22 protein-coding genes are annotated in these 23,350 nt (G+C 44.5%); 9 read left to right on the top strand and 13 right to left on the bottom strand.

All coding sequences use genetic code 11. The annotated features are described in order from the left end of the window. Window positions 1–106: 106 nt before the first annotated feature. Complete coding sequence (locus tag KHO06_RS21615; RefSeq protein WP_047477234.1) at window positions 107–727, bottom strand: DNA-J related domain-containing protein; 621 nt, start codon at window positions 725–727, stop codon at window positions 107–109. A gap of 113 nt (window positions 728–840) precedes the next feature. Next, window positions 841–1,680, bottom strand: a complete 840-nt coding sequence (locus KHO06_RS21610; protein ID WP_012129391.1) for a 2OG-Fe(II) oxygenase family protein — start codon at window positions 1,678–1,680, stop codon at window positions 841–843. A gap of 222 nt (window positions 1,681–1,902) precedes the next feature. Between KHO06_RS21610 and KHO06_RS21605 the strand changes: the two genes are divergently transcribed. After that, entirely contained in the window at window positions 1,903–2,499 is a 597-nt protein-coding gene (locus tag KHO06_RS21605) for a DUF2238 domain-containing protein (protein WP_212583382.1), read from the top strand. On the opposite strand, the gene cutA is transcribed toward KHO06_RS21605, so the two are convergent. The 5 genes from cutA to KHO06_RS21580 form a co-directional block, all read right to left on the bottom strand. Beyond that, window positions 2,461–2,793 carry a divalent-cation tolerance protein CutA gene (gene cutA / locus KHO06_RS21600; RefSeq protein WP_212583381.1) on the bottom strand — a complete coding sequence of 111 codons (333 nt, stop codon included), beginning with the start codon at window positions 2,791–2,793 and terminating at the stop codon, window positions 2,461–2,463. The two genes, KHO06_RS21605 and cutA, sit on opposite strands and share 39 nt — an antisense overlap. 9 nt (window positions 2,794–2,802) lie before the next feature. After that, a complete protein-coding gene (locus tag KHO06_RS21595) occupies window positions 2,803–3,054 on the bottom strand; it encodes a hypothetical protein (protein WP_051117081.1) in 252 nt (83 codons plus the stop codon). Continuing rightward, window positions 3,038–4,744, bottom strand: coding sequence for an SgrR family transcriptional regulator (locus tag KHO06_RS21590; protein ID WP_081234659.1), 1,707 nt, complete (start codon window positions 4,742–4,744; stop codon window positions 3,038–3,040). Before KHO06_RS21590 ends, KHO06_RS21595 begins: the two co-directional genes overlap by 17 nt. 79 nt (window positions 4,745–4,823) lie before the next feature. After that, window positions 4,824–5,057 carry a DUF3389 domain-containing protein gene (locus KHO06_RS21585; RefSeq protein ID WP_005531297.1) on the bottom strand — a complete coding sequence of 78 codons (234 nt, stop codon included), beginning with the start codon at window positions 5,055–5,057 and terminating at the stop codon, window positions 4,824–4,826. A gap of 12 nt (window positions 5,058–5,069) precedes the next feature. Beyond that, window positions 5,070–5,507: a hotdog fold thioesterase gene (locus KHO06_RS21580; protein WP_081234660.1), complete on the bottom strand. Its 438-nt coding sequence runs from the start codon at window positions 5,505–5,507 to the stop codon at window positions 5,070–5,072. Window positions 5,508–5,699: 192 nt separating this feature from the next. Here KHO06_RS21580 and KHO06_RS21575 point away from each other — a divergent pair, with 192 nt between their 5' ends. After that, on the top strand, window positions 5,700–6,485 hold the full coding sequence (locus KHO06_RS21575; protein WP_005531292.1) for a M48 family metallopeptidase: 786 nt from the start codon (window positions 5,700–5,702) through the stop codon (window positions 6,483–6,485). 77 nt (window positions 6,486–6,562) lie between these two features. On the opposite strand, the gene KHO06_RS21570 is transcribed toward KHO06_RS21575, so the two are convergent. Further along, window positions 6,563–7,591, bottom strand: coding sequence for a site-2 protease family protein (locus KHO06_RS21570; protein ID WP_212583418.1), 1,029 nt, complete (start codon window positions 7,589–7,591; stop codon window positions 6,563–6,565). Between the two features lie 412 nt (window positions 7,592–8,003). On the opposite strand from KHO06_RS21570, the gene KHO06_RS21565 reads away from it, so the two are divergent. From KHO06_RS21565 to KHO06_RS21545, 5 genes are all read left to right on the top strand, one after another. Beyond that, complete coding sequence (locus KHO06_RS21565) at window positions 8,004–9,254, top strand: outer membrane protein transport protein (RefSeq protein WP_005531288.1); 1,251 nt, start codon at window positions 8,004–8,006, stop codon at window positions 9,252–9,254. Between the two features lie 22 nt (window positions 9,255–9,276). Then, a complete protein-coding gene (locus KHO06_RS21560) occupies window positions 9,277–11,685 on the top strand; it encodes a VolA/Pla-1 family phospholipase (RefSeq protein ID WP_081234662.1) in 2,409 nt (802 codons plus the stop codon). Window positions 11,686–11,818: 133 nt separating this feature from the next. Next, window positions 11,819–12,028: a YgdI/YgdR family lipoprotein gene (locus tag KHO06_RS21555; protein WP_012129402.1), complete on the top strand. Its 210-nt coding sequence runs from the start codon at window positions 11,819–11,821 to the stop codon at window positions 12,026–12,028. A gap of 280 nt (window positions 12,029–12,308) precedes the next feature. Continuing rightward, a complete protein-coding gene (locus KHO06_RS21550; RefSeq protein ID WP_010451854.1) occupies window positions 12,309–12,866 on the top strand; it encodes an alkylphosphonate utilization protein in 558 nt (185 codons plus the stop codon). Between the two features lie 167 nt (window positions 12,867–13,033). Beyond that, entirely contained in the window at window positions 13,034–13,939 is a 906-nt protein-coding gene (locus KHO06_RS21545) for a homocysteine S-methyltransferase family protein (protein ID WP_244858460.1), read from the top strand. 116 nt (window positions 13,940–14,055) lie between these two features. Here KHO06_RS21545 and KHO06_RS21540 read toward each other — a convergent pair whose 3' ends face one another. The 3 genes from KHO06_RS21540 to KHO06_RS21530 all read right to left on the bottom strand — a co-directional run bounded on the left by KHO06_RS21540 (window position 14,056) and on the right by KHO06_RS21530 (window position 17,817). Continuing rightward, window positions 14,056–14,247 carry a hypothetical protein gene (locus KHO06_RS21540; RefSeq protein ID WP_005424996.1) on the bottom strand — a complete coding sequence of 64 codons (192 nt, stop codon included), beginning with the start codon at window positions 14,245–14,247 and terminating at the stop codon, window positions 14,056–14,058. Between the two features lie 278 nt (window positions 14,248–14,525). Next, entirely contained in the window at window positions 14,526–15,545 is a 1,020-nt protein-coding gene (locus KHO06_RS21535) for a TerC family protein (protein ID WP_212583379.1), read from the bottom strand. A 529-nt stretch (window positions 15,546–16,074) separates the two neighbouring features. Continuing rightward, window positions 16,075–17,817, bottom strand: a complete 1,743-nt coding sequence (locus KHO06_RS21530) for a bifunctional UDP-sugar hydrolase/5'-nucleotidase (protein ID WP_212583378.1) — start codon at window positions 17,815–17,817, stop codon at window positions 16,075–16,077. A gap of 273 nt (window positions 17,818–18,090) precedes the next feature. On the opposite strand from KHO06_RS21530, the gene KHO06_RS21525 reads away from it, so the two are divergent. Then, on the top strand, window positions 18,091–19,725 hold the full coding sequence (locus KHO06_RS21525) for a DUF2813 domain-containing protein (RefSeq protein WP_212583377.1): 1,635 nt from the start codon (window positions 18,091–18,093) through the stop codon (window positions 19,723–19,725). A gap of 139 nt (window positions 19,726–19,864) precedes the next feature. On the opposite strand, the gene KHO06_RS21520 is transcribed toward KHO06_RS21525, so the two are convergent. Further along, window positions 19,865–20,344, bottom strand: coding sequence for a DUF1097 domain-containing protein (locus tag KHO06_RS21520; RefSeq protein ID WP_212583417.1), 480 nt, complete (start codon window positions 20,342–20,344; stop codon window positions 19,865–19,867). 299 nt (window positions 20,345–20,643) lie between these two features. Then, entirely contained in the window at window positions 20,644–21,549 is a 906-nt protein-coding gene (locus KHO06_RS21515; RefSeq protein ID WP_005425005.1) for a LysR substrate-binding domain-containing protein, read from the bottom strand. A gap of 286 nt (window positions 21,550–21,835) precedes the next feature. Here KHO06_RS21515 and focA point away from each other — a divergent pair, with 286 nt between their 5' ends. Next, the gene (focA, locus tag KHO06_RS21510; RefSeq protein WP_051117637.1) at window positions 21,836–23,287 is read left to right on the top strand and encodes a formate transporter FocA; all 1,452 of its coding nucleotides are present in this window, start codon (window positions 21,836–21,838) and stop codon (window positions 23,285–23,287) included. The last annotated feature ends 63 nt before the right edge of the window (window positions 23,288–23,350 follow it).

Genomic DNA, 23,350 nt, shown 5'->3' with positions numbered 1-23,350 from the left:
ACACGAATAGCAAAAAGGCAGCGATAGAACGCTGCCTTTTTTGTTTGAATTAGATTGGGGAGTATCGCCAACAAGCTTAATTTGTTACGTCGTCACGCAAAACCGATCATCCGTTACGTAAAACATTCCATGCATCGCATAAAACCCGAAAGCGTTCTGAATCCCCATTATCTCTGTCTGGATGCCAACGTAGCGCGAGTTTGCGCCACTGCTTTCGGATTTCTGCTTTAGTCGCATCAGCACTTAACTCAAATAAACTCAGCGCCTTGGCGCGATCTAAATCTGAAGATGAGCTTCCACCGATATAACGTTGGTATCGGCTCCAGAATTCATTAAGCAGCCTACGTACCTCACCTTCATCCGCTTCGTAGTTCTTCCAATCAAGGTAATACTCTCTTAGAGGATCATTGATATCGATACTGTGGCGAGAGGCTTCAATGGCCGACATCAGGACAATATTCATTGCTTCAACTTGCAGCCAGCCGTCGGGGTATAACGTATCTTGTAGCTGATAAAGAGCGTTCATCAGTAAGAAGTTACGTTTAAACAAGTCTTTATCTGGGGATGAATCTAATTGAGGGATGTAACCGTGCTCACCAAGCTCCTGCGCGAGTGTGTGCACCTTCCAGTTGGTAGGTTGTTTTCGGAGAATGTCTAGAATCGGCCATAACAATGGGTTTTCCATATATTGCTGTCCGTTGTGGCAAACATCAAATTGTTCGTCCATGTATCCCCTAACCGTTTTAAGTACCTGTTATTAAAGCTAGTCAATTTGTACCATAAACACAAAAAGGCTGACAGTCATAAACCGTCAGCCTTTTGAAGGGGGATCTCGTTAACTTAAATAACGCCCAGCTCTCTCAGACGCTCCATCAAGTAACTGTGTGCGGTGTAACGCTCAGAAAGCACAGTATCCGGTTTTGGGTGTAGGAACAGTGGCAAAGAAATACGAGATTTTTCTTGGCGACCGCCTGTTGGGTTGATAACGCGATGAGTCGTCGATGGGAAGTAACCACCCGATGCTTCTTGCAGCATGTCACCAATGTTGATGATTAGGTTACCGAAGTCACATGGCACATCTAGCCAATCACCTTCTTTGCTCTTAACCTGAAGACCCGGCTCGTTCGCTGCTGGCAGTACCGTCAGAAGGTTGATGTCTTCATGGGCAGCCGCACGAATTGCGCCTGGCTCTTCTTCGCCAGTCATCGGTGGGTAATGCAGAACGCGTAGAAGTGTTTTATCGCTGTTGTTGATCATTTCAGACAACGCGATAGAGAACTTCTCTTGTACCTCTTTTGGTGCGTATTCTTCTACCCAGCCAAGCAGTTCTTGAGCAAACGCGTTAGCACGGTCATAGTATTCCATGATTTCCGCTTTTAGCTGCTCAGGCATTTGTCCCCAAGGGTATACATGAAAGTACTCTTTAATATCTTTGACTGAGTGGCCTTTCGCGACTTCAGAAACTGATGGTGGAAAATAACCGTCTTGTGTTTCAACATTGAAGTGGAAATCGTTCTTTTGCTCAGAGCAGAAAAACTCGTACCAGTTTTTGTAAATAGACTCCACCAGCTCTTGAGGAATTGGGTGGTTTTTAAGGACACCAAAGCCTGTTTCGCGCAGTGAGGTGACGAACTGTTGAGCAGCGTCGTCAGCAAGATAATCGACAGTTTCCAGTTTCATGACATTACTTCTTTTATATTAGACTGAGCGTTGAATTCTATGGATGGCCATGTTGTAAATCAAATTTTAATGAAATGTTTGTGCGCAAACGTTTTATTGTTGAGCAGTTTCGCAATATATCAACATAAAAAGTAAGCATTACCCCTGCAAAAGAAACAATTGCACACTGTACAATTAAGTGTAATCATAAACACAGTTTTCAATTGAAGGATCAATTTCTCTATGAAAAGTACTTCTACTTTATTAGGTTTAACGATTTTCTACGCGATCGTTTTTTTGTTTTCTGCGTTAGAACCAAATTCCCGCGCGGTATGGTTTGCAGAGATCGTTCCTGCCATCGGTATTCTTGTGGCCATTTGGGCACTGTCCATTCGCTACCAATTTAGTAACACCGCTTATGTGCTGATGTTTATCTGGCTGTGTCTTCATACGATTGGCGCCAAATATACCTTTGCCGAGGTGCCTTTTGATTGGTTCAACAACTTGATAGGTTCGGAGCGCAATAACTTTGACCGCGTTGCTCACTTTTCTATCGGTCTCTATGCGTACCCTATTGCTGAATACCTAATTAACAAGAAAAAAGTCAGCGCTAAATTGGCTTGTTGGTTCGCGCTCTTTGCCATCATGTCACTGGCAGCAGGCTATGAAATCATTGAATGGTGGTATGCCGCAATCGCTGGCGGAGATGAGGGTATTGCCTTCCTAGGCTCCCAAGGAGATATCTGGGACGCCCAGAAAGACATGTTATGTGACACGATGGGTGCTGTATTATCTTTGGTTTTACTGACAACTCAGCGTCGACTGGCGAAGCCACTCTAGATAAGGGTTAAAGCCCTCTACAATTGGGACTTGCACGATTTGAGCAACTTCATACTCGTGCAGGTCTTTTATTTTGTCTTCAACCAAAGCGTAAAGATCTTTGCGCGTTTTAATGATCAATAGCCATTCACTATCACTGCACACTTCGCCTTTCCAAACATAGTTACTTTCAATGGCCATGGTTTGAATGCAAGCCGCTAGCTCTCCTTCCAACAAACCTTTGATGATTTCGTCGCGGTTCTTTTCTGTACCAGCGGTACTCAATACCATGCAGTATTCGTGTTGTTCGCTCATAACTGACTCTTATTTCATCGTCACCTTGCCGCCGATCATCTTGTAGGCAGGTGTTCCTCTTACTAACGTATCTCTTGCAAACTCTTGTTCACAACCCGGGCAAATGCAAGGTGTCTGAGTGAAGTCTTCTACAATGCGTTCTTTGAAACACTTCACCAGCGCGCCTTTGCCGCCTTTTCGATATTTAAACAGCTGCGTCTTGCATTTCGCACAATATACCTCGACCGTTTTGGTCGGTTGTTTCTTATTCGGTTTTGCCATCTTGCTCTATTTTTGGTTTTACCCACACGTTGCTGAAATCAAACCAACCAAGGGCATTGCACTTGGCATTCTGTAGTGCACCACTGTGGTCTTTGTTCACGCCTAACCAACAGTGGAACATTGGGATCACCTGACAGCTTTTCACAAGTTGCCTTCCCAGTTCTCGAGCGGGGAAATCAGCATGTTGCCCTGCTCGCCATTGGTCCACCAGCCCAGCCCAACCAGAGAAATCATAACCTGCACTAAACTTGTCGATGTCGCTGTAATCCAGTAACCATCCAGCTAACGCATCGTTACGGTTAGTGGCAATACCCATTGCTTTAATCCAGATATCGACCTCTTCTGGTGATGGAGGTTGCGTGTCATAGCGAATAAATTCAACATCAATACCATGAGGTTTTAATAAGGTTCTAATCGCCTTTGCGATGACCGGAAACATCGGATGCTTCTTTTGATAAGCAACACAAATGGCTTTTTCTTTCTGAGGTGCTTCGCCTGCAATGGTCGGCCTAAGGTCTATCCAGCCCGGCTTTAGACCAAACGCTTGCAGAACGCCGAGCTCTATTACCTTGTCTTGAGGCACATGGGCATACACTTGGTAACTGTTCAGTGTTTGGCTTAAAAACTCCGCCCAACGCGGGTCTCTCGCAATACCTGTATTTTTATTCAGTAATAAGAATGTACAGCCCGGATCGAGCTCAACTTCGTCCGTCGACGCTTGTTTGTCCATTTGTGGTTTGGTCAGGCTTGGATACACCATCGAGGAATATGCCTCGTCGATCACCCATACCTCGACTTGATCCAAGAGCGGACGTAGCCCGAAGTAGCCATCGAATGCCGTCAAAATTAAACGTTTGTCATCGTTGACTTTCACTTGAAACGGCCCAGTTCCTACTGGCTTTCTATCAAACTCTTCCGAACGCATATTGTTTGGCAAAAGGACTTTGGCTTGAGACTCACTCAGAGCAAGCGGTAGGTACTTATCAGGACGAACAAGATGAATATCGACTGTCCAAGGTTCTGGCGAAACGACTTTTTCGATGTGTGAGAATAGATTCAATTCGCTTAATACGCTGATGCCTTCAATCACGCAGTCGGTTGTGAGCGGTTCCCCATTATGGAAACGAACACCACGGCGCAAATAAAAACGCCAATGGGTATCTGAGAGCGCTTCCCAATAGTGGGCAAGGTCTGGTTGAAGCTGCTCATTGTCATCTAGCTTAGTTAAACCACTAAACACTTGGCGCGCAATATGCTGCTCTGAACGGCGCATCGGTTTTTGTGGGTTCAACATCGCAAGTGGACGATAGTAAGGCAAACGGACGACCTGCTCGCCTTGACGGTGTTGTAAGCCGAGGTAGCCTTGAATCACTTGAGTGAGTTTAGCTGCGTCATTATCCAACGCCTCTAACGCCTGCCCGATTTTGCCTTCGTCTAAGTAACGACGTGCAAGGTTTTCACTGACATCACTACGATTGCGCTTAAAAACCAGTTTAGAGAGTTTTCCACGACCTGCGGCAGGATGCCATTCGATCCAGCCTTCTTCTTCTAACTTATTAAGAACGATTCGAGCGTTGCGGCGGGTACAAAAGAGTGCTTCGGTAATGTCTTCGAGTTGCACTTCCGTGTCATTACCAGAGAACTTTTCAAACAGCGTTTCGAACTGAACGCGTAAACGAGGGCTACTCATAAAGAGGAAATTTTAGTTTTCATAACGATAAACTAAGTTTCCTCATTTTTTACGGAAAGTGCAAACTTCGACGTGCAAATTATTGAATGTCGATACCAATTTCTTGCGCTAGGTGGCGTAATTGATCTTCATCGTCGAGTTTGATCGACCATTTGGTTTCCGCACCATGCGCCAAAACCACGTTAGCACCGCGACCAAGCAGCTGAATTGCATCGGTTTGAGCTTGCAATGTGACCATCGCACTTCCGGATAGCTTAATCACGACTTCACGCTGCGTTGCGATAATTTTTCCTAAAGAGAATTCAATAACCATATGAGTATTCTCTTATTGAACCGTTTTTTCTTTTGGATGTTTTACGGCAATCGTCAAACGGCTCGTGCAAACCAAACGTCCGCGTTCATCCGTTATTTCGATTTGCCATACTTGAGTCGATACACCCAAGTGAACCGGCTTCGCCGTGCCAATAACGTGCCCACTGCGCATAGCTCGGATATGGTTTGCATTGATGTCGAGTCCGACGCAGTAACTGCCCTCACCAACACAGAAATTGGCAGCCAGTGACCCCAACGTCTCTGCAAGTACAACAGAAGCGCCACCATGAAGCATCCCAAGAGGCTGATGTGTAAAGCTGCAAACTGGCATGGTCGCACTGAGTGAGTCATCCGTAAAATCGGTATAGACGATTTGCAGGTGCTCCATCATGGTGTTTTTCGACGTCGCGTTAAGAATGTCTAGATCGATTGGCTTTTTCCAAATACTCATTTTTCGCTCTTATCTCGCCCCGTATTGCACTGGGGGATTTATCTATGAAAAGTGCGCCTAGCATAGTCCTGATCGCATTGTGACTTCAAGGTCAAACGCAAGTCTCAACGTGATCAACATAATGACTTAACGTTTCTTTACGAAGCGTTATACTATTGCTACAAAACAGAAAATATTTATATGGACCCCATTATGAGAACATGGATTAAAGCCTCAGTGCTTTTGACAATAGCTGGCTTAACGGCATGCAGTTCCTCACCGACTGGTCGAAATCAAATTCTTATGTTTTCCGATCAAGAGATGTCTTCGCTCGGTGCTAAATCTTTTGATCAGATGAAGCAAGAAATTCCGATAAGTAAAGATAAAAAGGTCAACGCATATGTTCAATGTGTTGCCAAGCAAATTACCGATACGATCCCGCCTCAAGCAGGGTTTAAAAATTGGGAGGTTGTGGTGTTTGATAGTGACCAAGTCAACGCATTTGCCCTACCCGGCGGTAAAATCGGCGTTTACACTGGATTGTTGAAAGTAGCGAAAAACCAAGACCAACTTGCAACGGTTATTGGCCACGAAGTAGCACACGTTTTAGCAGACCACAGTAATGAGCGTTTGTCTCAAAGCCAACTAGCAAACGCGGGGTTGTCGCTAGCTAACGTGGCGATTGGTGCCTCTGAATACAAAGAGTATCAACAGATGACCATGGCAGCACTCGGTGTCGGTGTTCAGTACGGTGTGATACTTCCTTATGGCCGCACTCAAGAATCGGAAGCTGATATTGTGGGTTTAGGCTATATGGCGAAAGCGGGCTTCGATCCAAATGAAAGCGTTGATCTTTGGAAAAACATGGCTGCTGCGGGTGGTGGACAACCGCCGGAGTTCTTCTCTACTCACCCATCACACAGCACTCGCATCAAAGACTTACAGGCAACCATAAAAACGTTACCAGCGTCGAATGCGAAAGCACCAAGATGTGGTTAGTTTAAATTAGTAGTGAATGCAGTTCTAAAAAATAAAGCTCCGTAATGGAGCTTTATTTTTATAGATAGAATTATGCTTTAAGTGCCGAGGATCTGCAGCGGCAAACTTAACAAGCTATCGCCTAACCCTGCGAAGTACCAAATGATCGCGATAAAACCGCCAACCGATACCAAGTACCACGCAAACGAAAACAGCTGACCATAACGTGTTAACGGCAATAAGTGGCTATGATGGCGAGTTCGCCATTCCATTACCACTTCGAGCATTCCCATCGTCAACAAGAAACCAAGCAGTGTTAAGCCGAAGGTATAGCTGATGTAGATACCGAGCAACGCCGTGACAATACTACCTGCCAAACCTATCCATGTGTTCATTGAAAAAGTAATGCTTTTAAGTACATGCCCGCCATCTAACGGCAAAATTGGCAATAGGTTGAATAGGTTTAACAAGGCGTTAAATACGGCCAATCCAGCAAAGATCATCTCACCGGTCATCCAATACAAGACGGTGAACACAATGCTGAGCACCAAACCAAAGAACGGCCCCATGATGGAGATAACTACATCTTGCCAACGCGTGTTTATCTTTTCATCGCTCAGCGCCAAGCCGCCCAAGAATGGAATTAAGTAAATGCCTTTCGTCTTCATGCCAAAGTACTTCATCGCACGGATATGACCATATTCGTGGAATACCAGACACGCAACCAAAGCCAACGCAAACTCAATCGAAAACAACCAAGAATAAGCAGCCAAACTTGCGGATGCTAACGCAACCTTGATCACTTTGGCGCTTTTTAGCGCTTTCATTCCAAGCGAGACGAGGCCTATTAAGCTAAAACGTTTTTCTGCTGGTGGCGCTTCAACTGGCACTTGGCGTTCGATGTCCTTCTCGTCACGACGCCCTTCAGTCACAAGCGTTTCATTGACGCTCGCTTGGTATTTAAAATCAAACGGTTGCCAGTTTAATTCACAGCTCAATTGGCAATGCAGAACTTCCTCACCAGATGAGAGTTTAAATTCATGCAGCGACTTCCCAGTCTCATCATCACTGGCTGCGATTTGTGAAACCAGAGTGTTATCCCAAAACAGCTGTTGCCAACCTGCCATAGAGCCTTCGAGCCTCAATGGCTTTCCTAAAAATTCAATGTGTAGTAATTCCAACGCGATTTCCAATGCGACAAACACAAAGTGCGAATTATGCCTGTAATGGAATAGAACGCAAACCATGTTAACAACACGTATTTGATTAGCTTTTAACCATAAGATTTACAAAACAACTCTGGTCATACCATTCTTCAAAAAAATATCACGATAATACATGGCCTTATTGATTGCGGTTTGACCTATGCATCAAATTTAAAACGTAATATAGACGTGATCTTTGACAAGTTAATAAACATACAATTAACATTATATTTACATTGCAGTTGTAACGCGAACCGACAGCAACTGGTGTAAAAGGCACACAACAAATACAAAGACTTCGGTCTATTATAATGACACCCTAGGAGGGTCAAGGATGAACAAGAAGCACTGCTCTCTGCTGACAATTTCAATATTGTTTGCGTGTAATGCCCAAGCTGCGGGCTTTCAGGTAGCTGAACATTCGGCATCTGGTCTTGGTAGAGCATTTTCAGGTGAAGGCGCGGTTGCGGATAACGCCAGCGTTTTAGCACGAAACCCAGCTGCGATGACACTTTTTAAAGAAGCTCAATTTTCAGGCGCGCTGTCAATCGTCGACCCTGAAGTTAACGTCTACGACACTTATCACAACGAACATGCAAAAGACGTAGCACCGCTACAAATTGTCCCAGCGGGTTACTACATCAGTCCAATCAATGATCAATGGGCTTGGGGTATTGGCATGTTCACGACCTACGGTGTTGCAACCGATTACCCAGATGATATCTCTGCTGGTGATATGGCAGGTGATACTTCCCTACTTTCCGTTAATATCAACCCTAACGTTGCTTACCGCATCAACGAACAGTTCAGTATTGGTGGTGGCATTAACCTTGTTTACGCCCATGCAGAATTGACTCGTCACAAAGGTGAGTTAGCGCCGCTATTTGGCCCTGACAGCAAAAAGTCTGACAACCTAATTGGCATGGAAGGTGACACATTTGCTTGGGGTTGGAACATTGGCGCTCTCTACGAGCTAAATGAAAATAACCGCTTCGGTTTTGGCTATCGCTCTAAGGTTGATCTCGACTTTGATGAGGGTGAATTCAGCAGCTACGACTCTGGCATTGCTACCGCTTCAAAAGTGGATGGCCGCTTACAAATCTCACTGCCTTCTATCATCGAACTTTCAGCGTTCCATCAACTTAACGATCAGTGGGCGATCCACTATGGTTGGCAACAAACGGATTGGAGCACTTTTAAAGAGCTGAAAGCGACCAGCCCTCAATGTAATGATGGAACAGCTGGTCAATGTTTCTACAAACCAGAAAAATACGAAGACAACAACCGTTACTCCTTCGGTGGTACTTACACGCTGAATAGCGAGTGGACGCTTCGCGCAGGTATTGCTTATGACGAGCAAGCAGGCAAAGCAACATTGAGTATCCCTGACAGCGACCGTTTTTGGTACAGCGCAGGTGTGACTTACGCAATGAAAGAGAACTTAACATTCGATGCAGGCTTTGCATTTGTTAAGAGTAAGTCAGGCTCGTTTAGCGAAACCAACGCAGCAGATCGTGAGATCACGTTTGATTCAGAAGGTACTGCATACATCAGTGCTGTACAGATGAACTACACCTTCAAGTAATTAGGATTAACGGAGTAAACCAATGAAACACACGTTTAAACTATCACTGCTTTGTTCTGCGATCCTACTTGCAGGTTGTGGCGATGACACATCAAGTTCTGGTACATCTGATACCGTAAAGTTTGAACCAGCAGTACAAGCGCTACTTGATCGCAATACGTCGATTAGCTTTACCTTACAAGGCGCGGACGCTGACGTCCCAGCTCCTTCTTACTTGTTGATGGATAGCACAGACGGAACGCTTGGCATACCAACAGACGGTGATGATGCGCTAACAAACCCGATTGCCTCAATGAACACGATGGATGGCTGGTCAACATCAATGCCAATCGTGCTTAACTTTAATGGCGACGGTTTCTCAGATGGTCTTGTTACGTCTGGCGTCAGCGTGATCAAAATTAACCAGCGCCTAACGGATTGGGACGGTGCTTCGAACCCAATCGAGAAAGTACTGACGCTTGGCACTGACTTTGTTGTCCAAGCAAGCGGCAACTCGCTGTATATCCAATTCATGAACTCGCTTGATGAATCCGGTGAATACATTTTCGCTGTAACGCAGGCCATTGAGGATGTAAACGGTAACCCTATTGGTACATCTGGTAGCTATGCGGTTGGCAAATCTAAAGAAGTCGTATACGAGTCAGGTGACCTAGCTTCAGTACAAGCGGCGACCACGGCAGTTGAAGGTATCTTCGGCCTTGCAAGTGTTAACCCTGCCGATATTGTTTACTCTTCATGGTTCAGCACTCAGTCTGTCGGTGACACGCTTGCTGCCGTTAAGGGAGTCACTGCGACAGGCTTCGCTACTGGTGCGAATACGCTAAACACCGTTTACAAGAATGATGCAAATGAAGGTTCTGTTGATCTCGCTACTGCATACACAATGACATTGGGTACTACTCAGGACTTTGTGACAGCACTGGATGCAGATGAAGACTTCAATAAATACATCAGCGATCTCGATGCCGCTAAGACAGCGATCAAAGGTTTGTACGCTGGCGCAGCAGTCAATGTAAACGTCACTCAAGGTGTTGTACGACTTCCACATTACCTAGAGAAAGGTGCAGACTGGAACATGCAGCCGATGGTTTCTGCGATGCCTAGTCTTGCTAAGCTAAGTGCAGCGTTGGCCGATCCTGCAGAGCAAGCAAACATGGTTCAACAACTATCTAGCGGTGTCTTTGCAGATGATCCTGTTGATGTAACTAAGCTAGCAACCGATCCAACTGAACAGTTGAAACTGGTTGGCTCTGAGCTGTTCCTATCGGACGGAACACAACTGGACAGCGACCGTATCATCACTCGCTACTCACCTGTTCCTGTAGTTAAGTCATTAGAAGACGTTGAGTTCCTGCTGTTTACACCAGAAACAGGGACACCGACTGACGTCGTGATTTACCAACACGGCATCACATCAGCAAAAGAAAACGCCTACTCTTTCGCGTTCAACATGGTGAAAGCTGGCGTTGCTGTGATTGCAATCGACTTACCTATCCATGGTACTCGTAGCCTAGACGAACAACGCTCTGCTAACGCGGATGTACTGGCTTACTTGAACTTATCTAATCTGGCTGTAGCACGTGACAACCTTCGTCAAAGTGTGCTTGATGTTCTAGGTCTTCGTGCAAGTTTAGTAGTTTCAGCACAAGCGGGCCTTCTAGCAAGCAGTCCTCTTCAAGGCTTTAACCCAATGGCTGGCTCAAAAGTGAAGATGCTTGGTCACTCACTGGGTGGTATCGTTGGTACTTCAGCGGTTGCAGCTGCAAATAACACATTAGGTAGCCCAACGGCAGACGCGTTGTACACATTTAGTGGTGCATCAATCCAAAACGCAGGTGGCCAAATTGGTAACCTACTGCTTGGTTCGTCTAACTTTGGTCCACAGATCAAACATAACCTGGCTTATGCAGCGTCAGCAGACTACGCGAGCTACGCAGACGCATCTTGTGCAGAGCTATCAGATAAAGCGTGTTACGAGGCATTTGAACAAGTAGCAACAGAAGAGCAACTCAAAGCACTTAACTCTGGCTTCTCTAGCTTTATCTATGCTGCGCAAACAACGCTAGATACGGTGGATCCATTTACTAATGCAAGTGACCTAATGTCTACAGGTTCACTATCAACACCGTTCTTCATGACCGAAGTAGATGGTGATGCAACCGTTCCAAACAACGTACCTAAGGCGCCATTTGCAGGTACCGAGCCACTTGCGAAGAAGCTAGGCTTGAAAACGGTTAACAGCTCAGACACTGCTGTGAATGCAACAGCAAGCTTTGTTCAGTTTAACGCGACAGCAACGCACAGCACGTTTGCTTCTCCAGCAGGGACACTGGCTGACTTTGACCATCACGTAGAAATGCAAATGGAAAATGCGGACTTCCTGGTGGATGACATTCTGACTGGTGTCACCAATACCTCAGTGCTTAAATAAGCTCTCACTTTAGACCAAAGCCCAGTTTCGACTGGGCTTTTTCGTTTCTACGCTATCAAACCCTGAGTAACTTCCTCTGCTATAGTTAAATCGTTGTCTTTATCTAACTCACTTGTTTGAAAAGGAAAACTCTATGCGCGTATTGACCGTGATTGCCACTGCACTACTTCTTGTCGCTTGCGGCAGCAGCCAATATCTTATGTCTACGGACGAAGGGAAAATCATCACTTCTTACGGTAAACCAGACTTAAATGAAGATACTGGCATGTACGAATATGAAGACGTAGATGGCAAAGAAATGAGCATTTCTAAAGACAAAGTCGTACAGATTATTGAACGATAAAACACTGTGCCCTCTGAAAATCAGGGGGCATTTCTCATTCACCTTGCAGAACTCTCGCCACAATCAATAATAGTAATCAATGCAACTGATTCATCATTCGAAGTAATCAACACCTTTATTTATATTCTAGATATTATTTGTTTAGCCAATATTTTACATCTTCACTCATTTCAGGTTGGAATATTGTAAAATCTCGCCTTTAATTCTCTAACACCCTTTTATTTCTCAGGATAAAGTGGATAATACCGCCACCAAAAAAACATTACTAAGGTGAGTCCTTATGTCTATCGAAGCTACTCTGCTTGCTCGCTGCGAGTCAAAATGTGAACTGTGTTCTTCTGAATCTCAACTAACTGCTTACGCTGTGCCACCACACGGTAACGTAACGGTTGATACTGCTATCATGGTTTGTGATAAGTGTCATGGTGAGATCGAAGATCCTAAAGACATTAACCACTGGCGCTGCTTGAACGACAGCATGTGGAGTCAGGTTCCTGCGGTACAAGTAACTGCATGGCGCCAACTTACTCGCCTAAACACTGAAAGCTGGGCTCAAGACGCTCTTGACATGATGTACATGGAAGAAGAGCAAATGAACTGGGCTATGAAAGGTATGTCTGCTGACGACAAAACTGTTGACTGCAACGGCACTGAACTTAAGAAAGGTGACGACGTAACAGTAATCAAAGACCTACCAGTTAAAGGTACAAACCAAGTAATCAAACAAGGTACTGTTATTCGCGGTATCAGCCTTGGTGATGATCCTAAACTTGTTTCAGGTAAGGCAAACGGTGGTCAGTCAATGTACGTGATCGCTGAGTACTGCCGTAAGAAGTAATCTCAACATTACTTTCGAGATTAAACGGGGTTCCAATTGGAACCCCGTTTTCGTTTTGCATCCTCTTGTCTTCCTCTCCCTTCCTTTGAGCCACCTGACGCAACGCTTTCGCTCTTAAGGATTTTCGATTAAGGTTCGGAAAGGAAGAAAATAAGATGGATTGTAGTATGAAGAAGTTAACCATCCTTGATGGCGGCATGGGACGAGAGCTTAAACGCATGGGCGCCCCATTCTCTCAACCGCTTTGGAGCGCACAGGCTCTGATTGAAGCACCAGAGTTCGTTTACCAAGCACATAACAACTTTATCCAAGCGGGAGCAGAGATCATCATTGCGAACAGCTACGCCTGTGTACCTTTCCACCTTGGTCAAGAACTTTACGATCAACAAGGCAGTAAGCTAGCACGCTTTGCGGCCAAAATTGCACGTGAATGCGCGGATAAGTCAGACAACCCTGTTCGAGTTGCGGGTTGTATTCCTCCCGCGTTCGGTAGCTACCGCCCTGACCTTTTTGAGCCAATTCAAGGCGAAGCCATTTTCCAAACTTTATTTGAAGCGCAAGTAGAATATGTTGACCTTTGGATCGCCGAAACCATCTGTAGTCTAAAAGAGCTCAAGTGTTTGCAACGTGTCTTTGCAAATTGCACCAAACCTACCGCTTACGCTTTTTCCCTTAGCGACGATTCATTGGAAACCGCACTTTTACGTTCAGGGGAAACCGTTACACAAGCCATTGAGCAACTTACACAAAGCAAACAAACCGACCATACCATCAGCATTTACTTTAACTGCTCGGTACCTGAAGTGATGGCAAAAGCTGTCAGCGATACCAAAACAGTTTTAGACCAGCACAATCTTGATATTGAAATTGGGGTGTACGCGAACAACTTCACCGCTATCAAATCTAACCATGAAGCCAACAGCGCATTACAATCGATGCGAGAACTATCACCAGAGGAATACTTAACTTTTGCGCAAGAATGGCACCAACAAGGGGCAACCATTATAGGTGGATGCTGCGGAATTGGTCCAGAACACATCAAAGCCCTGTCAGATTGGAAGCGCTCCCTTTAAGAATAAAGGTAACCGCTACACTCTTTGATGAAAGCGTAGATTTAGTGAAAGTGTAAATTGCAGATACAAAAATGCCGGCGATTAAACCGGCCTTTCGAATTCGCTTTTCACTCAGATTAACGGTACATACCGATGTCTTTCTGAATGTGTGCAGATAAGTCTTCAGCGTAGTAGCTGCGAGGTGCAGAGTTATCTACGAAAAGAATATCCAGTAAGTGAGCAATCAGTCCTTTGAAGTTAACCGAGTAGGTTTTCTTATCCATAGAGGTTGGTAAAGCTACATTTGTCATTTGCATTGCTTGTGCCATGATTGCCTCTCTATAAAGCAGTAATTTGTTTTGTTGGTTGTATATTAGTCATTTTTTCTTTGAGCAAAAAATGACAAAATTTGGTTTTTCAGATTAGTTTTTCTTATAAAACAAATCCATTACAAACCCTAAGAATACAAAACCCAACTAACTGCATATCCATTCAATAAAGCCAATCTTTAGTTGAATAACTTGGATTTACATGTGTAAACCCAAGTTAATTTGCAACATTTAATTAACTAAATAATCTTTTTAAGGATTTCAAATTTACAAAATACTTAAGAGTTTTGATTAGTAATATTAACGCTAGAACTATCGCTTTCTCTGTTCTTATAGATAGAAGCAATAACCGCGGTTGTCATCACTGTCACCAGGAAGGTCAAAGACCAAACGGTTGGAATTTCGTACTGGCTACCCACCAATAGCATCTTCACACCAATGAACATCATGATCACTGAAAGCGCTGGTTTTAGGTACACAAACTTGTCCAACATCGCTTGAAGTACAAAGTACAGAGAACGTAAACCAAGCAGAGCAAATACGTTAGCTGCTAATACCAGGAACGGTTCGCGTGTAACTGCAAAAATTGCAGGGATCGAATCCAAAGCAAACATTACGTCCATCACCGCAATCACACCAACAACGATCAGCATCGGCGTCGCGACCCACTTACCCGCTTGTTTCAACAGCAAGTGGTTTCCTTGATACTCATCTGTCACTGGTAAAAATTTGCGAATGAACTGCTCTGGGTACGGGTTAACCTCTTCTTCTTCGCCTTTATCTCGCGCTAGTTTAATACCAGTCCAAATTAAGAACGCTGCGAATAGGTAAAGTACCCAATGGTATTGTGCAAGTAACTGAGCACCAACTCCGATCATAATCGCACGTAGTACAAGTGCACCAATCACGCCCCATAATAGAGCACGTGGACGCAAATGCTCTGGCACCTTGTATTGCGCAAAGATAATCGCAAATACAAATAGGTTATCAACGCTTAATGACTTCTCAAGTAAGTAACCTGTTAAGAATGATATCGTTGCTTTCTCGTGACCATACACGCTGTGTGGCGCGTAATAATCCCAAAAGAAATAGATTGAGCCTGCAAAGACAAACGCTAATAAGAACCAGAATACGCTCCAACCAATCGCCTTTTTCATGGTAATGACGCCGCCACGAGTCTGATAAATATCGAGAGCGACTAAAACCAAAGTAAATAGGCCGAATACACCGTACATTGTCAGTGATTCTTGCAGTGGAACAGACTGGGTTAATTGGGTGGTATTTTCGATAAGAGACATGCTTCCTCCCATGCGGAAGGACATTATTCGGGCTGACCTTCCGCAAACAATACAAACCAGCAGTCACATTACCCATGTGTCCGCCAGCCAATGAATGCGTTGGTCTCGTTGAAGTGATCACTTGATGAATCAGGTGACACCTTTATTTACCGGATAAGCTGATGCTTAACGAGATGACGATAAATAAACTTGCGCTAACTACTCCCCAAACGCCGCCATCATACGCCTGCACTGCGGGATCTCCAACAAAAAATCGTTATCGATAACAGCAAAGTATTTTGTGAAGAATGTTTATCAACGTCATGAATTTGAAGCCGTTCAGATACAAAAAAGGAGCACTTATGCGCCCCTCATTTGTTGAATAGTCGGTCTTTAAAAACCAGTTAGCGGTACAAAATAAACCAGTGTTGACCAAACTGCTACCCATGCTACGACAACCGCAGCATCAGCCCAATCTTTCTTCCACATACTCTCTTCCCTCTTAATCGCATGTGCATTAGAAAGAGAGCAAAAAAGATACCAATAGTCGTTACTGGTTTCTCTGAGAGTAAAGTTTGTGACCTCGGTTCAGACAGTTTGGTTCATCCGTTAGTAACTCGATAAAACAATCTGCCATGGAAAGGTTGCTGACAAAGCCTTCACCCTTCATGTTGAGCAGTGCTTCATAGCCCTCTTTACCTTTCATTGTGTATGCAGAAGAAGCGCCACAATACCAAGATTCGTCTTCCATTTCGCACCAACGATTGCCATCGAATACCTCAAGGTTTTTAATGCGTTGTCCCTTCGGTGCATCAGCTTGATATTCAAAATTCAAATTATGTGTGTATGGGTAGCTGCCAGAACCTGTACCTTCAACCCCATTGTTGAGTGCATTGTTGATCGCCCCTTCTAATGCCAAGCGAACGGCTTTTCCTTGCACCTCATAGCAGCCAATCGGAACGGCAAATGGCAACAATCGTCCGGCAACATCTGCCACAGTAATATTCCCTGGGTTGAGAGATGTACGCACGCCTCCCGCATTATGAATGGCAAATTGAACCTTATGGCCACGCTTGTTGAGCGCATATAAGAAAGAATGCGCAACGGAAGGGGCAAGTTCACTGCCACCGAATTCATCCGGAATGCGAATATGGCGCTTCTTCTCTGCGACATTGGCAATCACTTGAGACTGAAGCTTGCGCACTCGAGGAATGTATTTGTCTCTTAAAATGGCTTGTGTCTCTGGGTGCTTTTTACAAACAACCACATTGGGTTGACCATGGATAAAGTCACACGCTTCTTCAAAAACGCCTTGGTCTAGTTGTTCATTAAGCGTTGAATCCCAGAAAATTCGACGTCCCAACAGCAATTCATTTTGACCACTTAACATGGTTGCTTTGCCGTGTTCATCAAACTCAAGTACACAGTGCCCCATGGTTAATGCATGATAGCCAGCCTGAACCACACAAGTATCGTTGACTTTGATGCCATAAGGATCATCTTCGCCTAAGCCAATAGATGTAAAGTTACCTTGTAACCTATGACTATGGCCACCAACAATGATACCAATGCCATCCACTTGTGCTGCGAGCTCTAAATCCCCTTCATAGCCTAAGTGACTTAAAAGAATGATATTTTTGATACCGGCTTGGTGGATTTCTTCAACGGTATGCTTTGCGGTTTCGATTGCGTTGATAAATGGTGTATCAGCATCAGGGTTAGCAATATCGCTCATCTTGTCGATAGACAGACCAAAGATGGCAACTTTCTCTCCATGAAACTCTTTCACTAGGTATTGCGCGCTTTGGGTGTCAGTATCGAAACTCAGCACGTTATCGCAATCGCCCATGCGATGTTCTTTATTAGGCAATTCGTTCGACAGATCCCAGTTGCCCGCGAGCAATGGGAATTGCGTACGCTGACAAAACAGAGCAACCGGCTCATTACCCATGTCGAGTTCGTGATTGCCTAATGCCATCGCATCAATGTTAAGCGCATTTAATAAGTCGGCGTTTGCTTTGCCTTTGAATAACGAAAAATACAGAGTGCCTTGGAAACAGTCACCTGCATGAAGAAATAACATGCCCTGACCTTGACGTTGCGCGTCGTCGCGTAACTGCTCTACGCGAGTCGCAATACGTGAAAAGCCACCAGCACTCACGTAAGGTTCTAGTGTTCTTTCGTTATCGATATTGAGTTTTAGCTGTAATGACGTTGGCTCAAAGTAGGAATGAGTGTCATTGATGTGTGCCAATTTGATTCTGACTGGCTTATGATTTTTATTCATCGTCATCTTCTCTCTTTTCATTCCTTTTAATTATTAGAACTGAATCATGACAGAATCATGAATTTTATGAAACAGAGAAATTGTCATTTCATTTTAACGTGATCAAGATTCATCTTGCGTACAAGTTTGAAAGTGACTTTACGCCTAATCGGTCTTTATTCATAGGATGAATGCTCTTAATTTTGTGAACTGAGCTTAACTTGACATGATCAATTTCATATATGCTTATGAGGAGCAAAAGAACTCTCGATAATTCAAATAATTGCAAGGAGGAGTGAGATGAGACTAGAACGCATCGAAATCTCTGGGTTTAGAGGCATCAAACGCCTTTCACTCTCTTTTGACGAACTGACAACTTTGATCGGTGAGAATACATGGGGTAAGTCTTCCCTACTCGACGCTTTGTCTCTCGCCCTGCCCGCTGACGGTTCTCTTTATCAGTTCCAAATGACGGACTTTCACGTCGACTACGCAATTTCACACCCACAAACCCAGCACCTTCAAATCGTACTTTGCTTCAAAGCGCAGGATAAGCAAGAAGTAAACGCTGGTCGCTACAGACGAATTAAACCAACATGGTGTGTTAACGAAAATAATGAGCACATGATTTATTACCGTTTAAGCGCAAGCAGAGACGGGCATAACATCACCACCAAATACGCATTCTTGGACTCCGATGGTGAAGCCAAACAACTGCACCATTCTGAAAAACTCGCAATAGAGTTGATGACACTGCATCCCGTGATCCGGTTGCGTGACTCTCGCCGTTTCCCTGAGCCAAATCACATCAATGGTGACAACAAGAATGCTCGCATCGAGAAGCGCATCAATAACACCTGCCGCCGCCTATTTGCCATGCCTGGTCATGTGAACAAAGGCGAAGTGCGCAGCAGCCTTGATTCAATGCACACTCTGGTCGAGCACTACTTTGCATTCCGAAGTGTGAAAAAAGGTCACCCGAGAAAACCGCGAGATGGCTTGTTCTACGCCAGTCCGTCGGCAGAAAAAGGATTGTCGCAGTTTTTAAGGGAAACAAACAACAAACAAACCCGACTGCTACTTATGGGGTTGTTAAACGCGTACCTACAAGCAAAAGGTCCTACAGATTTAAGACGTTGCGCTCGCCCCATCTTAATCATTGAAGATCCAGAAGGTCGTTTGCACCCGACTCACTTATCTCGCGCTTGGAGTTTGTTGCAGTTACTACCAATGCAGAAGATCCTTACGACAAACAGTGCGCGTTTACTTGGCTCCGTACCTTTAGCATCAATTCGTCGTTTGGTTCGCTTGTCAGATCGAACCATCGCAAAATCGCTCAATACTAATCGCTTTAGTGTCGACCAATTACGACGTATTGGTTTCCATATTCGCTTTCATCGCGCTGGCGCCCTATTTGCTCGTTGTTGGTTATTGGTCGAAGGAGAAACGGAAGTCTGGCTATTTAACGAGTTAGCACGCCAATGCGGTTACGATCTCGCAGCGGAAGGGGTTCAAATCGTTGAATTTGCCCAATCGGGTCTGAAGTCATTAGTTAAAGTGGCGCAAGAGTTTGGTATCGACTGGCATGTGGTGACTGACGGGGACCCGGCTGGTAAAAAATACGCGCACACAGTGAGAGCCCATTTAAATAACGACCAAGAGCGTCATCGCCTTACTGAGCTACCCGATAGAGATATCGAGCACTTCCTCTATAACAATGGCTTTGAAATTTTCTTTAAGGACATCATCAAAGTTCCTCATGATCATCCAATCCCAGCTAAGAAAGTCGTAAACCGCGTTTTGAAGAAACAAGCAAAACCGGATCTCGCACTCGCAATTGTTGCCCATTGTGAAGAACGTGGCGTAGATTGCATCCCTGTGCTTTTGCGCTGGACGCTAAAACGTGTGGTAACTATGGCAAACGGGAATACTTAGAGAGCGATCCCCAAAATAGACAGACAAAAAAAAGCACACCAATTAGGTGTGCTTGTATCAAGAATCAGTAATTTTGATTAACTGTATTGACCGGGATAAGTCTCAATACACAGCGGATACAAATAAGATCGGGGGTTCACTACTGTACTTGCTCTGCGAGCGAAGAAGTAGCAGCTGATTTCGCATGCAACCAAAGTCCTGTTGCTTTCATTAGGTAACCAAACACGCCACCTAAAATCAGCGATGGCACCACAAGTTGCCAATTGCCGTCTGCAGCAAAAGTCGCGCATGAGCCAATGAAAGTACCAGGGATGTACGCTAACCAAGCTTGTTTCGCTTGAATACACATAAAGAACGCTACGATAGCCGTAATTACATATCCGATGATCTCCATACCTACGTAAGTCGAACCATAGATGATAACCATCGCCCAGAAAACACCTGTCATATTGGTAATCAAGCTTTCTGCTAGCCCTTTCAAGCCACTTGTCGGGGACGCAAAGTAACTCGTACAGCCAAGAAAGCCAGCCCAAGATAACAGGCCAAGGGAGACAGCGATCCAGCCCCATACGCCAGAGAGAATGCCAGTTGTAATTGAAATAGCTAAAAGTGTGGTCATGGTATTCTTACCCGCTTCGTTAGTTTCGCACCATTTGGTTTGAAAACTGCCTTCATACATTGAAATCAGGCAGTCAATACTAGGCATATCCCCCACGAACTTCGGTGATCAAGATCTCATTAAACTCCTATTGCGTTGCATATTTTACACATAAAATTTGACGCAACCGATAAATCAACAGATTTCGAAAATAACAAAATCACAATCAATTGGGCAAAATGAGCAATAAATGACAAAAAAAGGCCCTGCGAGATGCAGAGCCTTTTTTTAAAATAACAGCAAGTTATTACGTATATCGCTTAAAGCACAGAAGGTTTGCCTTTCATCATGCGTAACCCTTCACGCTTGATACAGTCAACTAACGGGTTTTCCGCCATATCTGCTCGCCAGATAAACGATAAGGTTCGATCCATCTTGAGATCAGGTACATTTAACGCCACCAAATCCCCTGCTTCAATGTAACGTTCTACATCAAGATAAGGCAGACACGTCAAATACTGCCCGTTTGATACCAAACTTCTTAATACTGGAACGTGTTCGTATTCACGCCACACGTCTAAATCTTCAATAAGGTGGTGAATAGAGCTATCAAAAATCTTGCGGGTACCAGAACCATGTTCTCGCAATACCCATTTTGCTTGTTCAAGTTGAGCTAAGCTCACCGATGAGTTACGCGCAAATGGATGATGCGACGCTGCGACTACAGTAAGGTGGTCTCGGCACCAAATCTCTTGGTGTAAACGGTTATCGTCGCAGCGACCTTCAATGACGCCCAGATCATATCGGTAATCCAAAACGCCATCGATGACGGCCTGAGTACTCTGTACACCGAGAGAGATACGCATCTCTGGAAAATCATTATCAATGATACTGATAAGGTCAGGAACTAGGTGCTCTGCTGGTGTTTGACTTGCGCCTAATCGAATGTGTCCACTCAACAGATGTTGCTCGTAAAAACCCATTTCAATTTGTAGCGCGTCTTGCAGTAAACGCTTTGCTTTTGGTCTTAACCACATCCCCCAATGCGTTAAAGCCATTTGCTTGCCTTGCCTTTCAAATAAAGGTCTGCCAAGCATTTTTTCTAACTGAGCAAGCGACATGCTCGTCGCCGATTGTGTCAGAGCCAGTTTATCCGCGGCCTGGCTTACACTGCCGGTGTCTGCAACTGCGTCAAATACCGCTAATTGCTTAAGTGAGTAGCGCAAAGTTTCCTCCCTAATTGGCGAGTATTCCCCATACTCTCGCAACCCCAAAATACATGCGCTGATACGCAATGAGGTTCATTTTACCTGCCTTGAAAAACTTATCAAATTATTTGATGAGGATTCTAAATATTATCAATTTTACCTGTAGCTCTAACCTGCTTAATCTGGATATGCGGTTCGGGAACACCGCAACAAAAAACAATAACACCTTCACTTTCGAGTACAGACAACGTCTCGATTTCACTAACCAAGGAGTTCATATGGAACCACAGACTAAGGAGTCATTATGGCGGTGACCAGCTCTCAAAATAACCAGTATTTCTCTCCAAAAGAAATGATGGCTGAAGCTGAGAAGTTTGCACTTAGTAAAGCAAACAAAACCAGCGGCATGACACTGGGTTTGGCAATTATGGCAGGCGCATTCATCGGTTTAGCATTCTTGTTTTACATCACAGTGACAACAGGTAGTGCGGATGCAGGTTGGGGCCTTAGCCGTCTTGCAGGTGGTTTAGCATTCAGTATGGGTTTGATACTCATCGTTATTTGCGGTGGTGAGTTGTTTACCAGCTCAGTGCTTTCGAGCATCTCATGGGCAAACAAACAAATCTCATTCGGCAAAATGCTGTCGATTTGGGGCAAGGTTTATGTGGGTAACTTCATCGGTGCAATGTTCCTACTTGCATTGGTAAGCGCTGCAGGCTTGTACCAAATGGATGCGGGTCAATGGGGCTTAAACGCACTAAACATCGCACAACACAAGTTACACCACACATTGGTACAAGCTTTTGCGTTGGGCATTTTATGTAACCTGTTGGTTTGTCTTGCTATTTGGCTGACATTCAGCTCTGCAAACGCAATGACAAAAGCGGCAATGACCATCATGCCAGTAGCAATGTTCGTCAGTAGTGGCTTTGAGCACTGTGTAGCAAACATGTTTATGGTGCCGCTAGGTATCGTTATCGCAAACTTCGCACCGGAATCTTTCTGGACAGCGGTTGGCGTACCGGCTTCTCAATATGCAGATTTAAATGTTGGTCACTTTATTACTGCCAACCTAATTCCAGTAACCCTAGGCAACATCGTTGGTGGCGCAGTATTAGTTGGCTTAGCTAACTGGTGTATTTACCGTCGACCAGAACTTAAAGCAGCAAAAGTTGCATCAATTACAAACACTACAACACTCACGTCAGTTAAGGAACGCACTATGAAAAACGCATCGATTGTAAAAGAGATCATGAACCCGAGCCCAGTTACTCTGAGCGTAGAAATGCCAGTATCAACTGCACTAGATACCCTATTGGACAACAATCTAATCAGTGCACCTGTTGTTGACATCGAAAACCGTTTGGTTGGTTTCTTCTCAGCACACGACGTTATGGTTGAATTATGGTGCCAAGATTACATTCCAGCTCAAGAACAAAAAGTTGTCGATTTGATGAGCCGTGACGTAGTAGCCATTGATGCAAATGACCGCTTAGTCGACGTTGTTGAGTTTCTATGTATCGATAAAGAACAACTTTACCCAACAACAAGCATGGGCATGGCAACACGCTTTACTTCTCTTTCTTTAGAAGAGCGTGCTAAGAGCATCAAAGTAAGTAAGCCTCAAGTGCTTCCTGTATTAGAAAATGGTTTGATGGTTGGCGTGGTGACACGTAACGAAGTACTTAAAGCACTACGTCCAGTTTATGGCGAGCGTCTAAACCTAGTTGAAGATAACGTTCTAGAAACGGCATAAAACTATTACAACTAGCAACTAGCAACTAGCAAGACAAGTTGGCACCAATAAAAAGCGCTCTTA

The organism is Vibrio sp. B1FIG11, from assembly GCF_905175335.1.
GTDB classification, from domain to species: domain Bacteria; phylum Pseudomonadota; class Gammaproteobacteria; order Enterobacterales; family Vibrionaceae; genus Vibrio; species Vibrio campbellii.
Note: the sequence above shows the minus strand (reverse complement) of the source record. Positions and strands in the feature narration are given on the sequence as shown.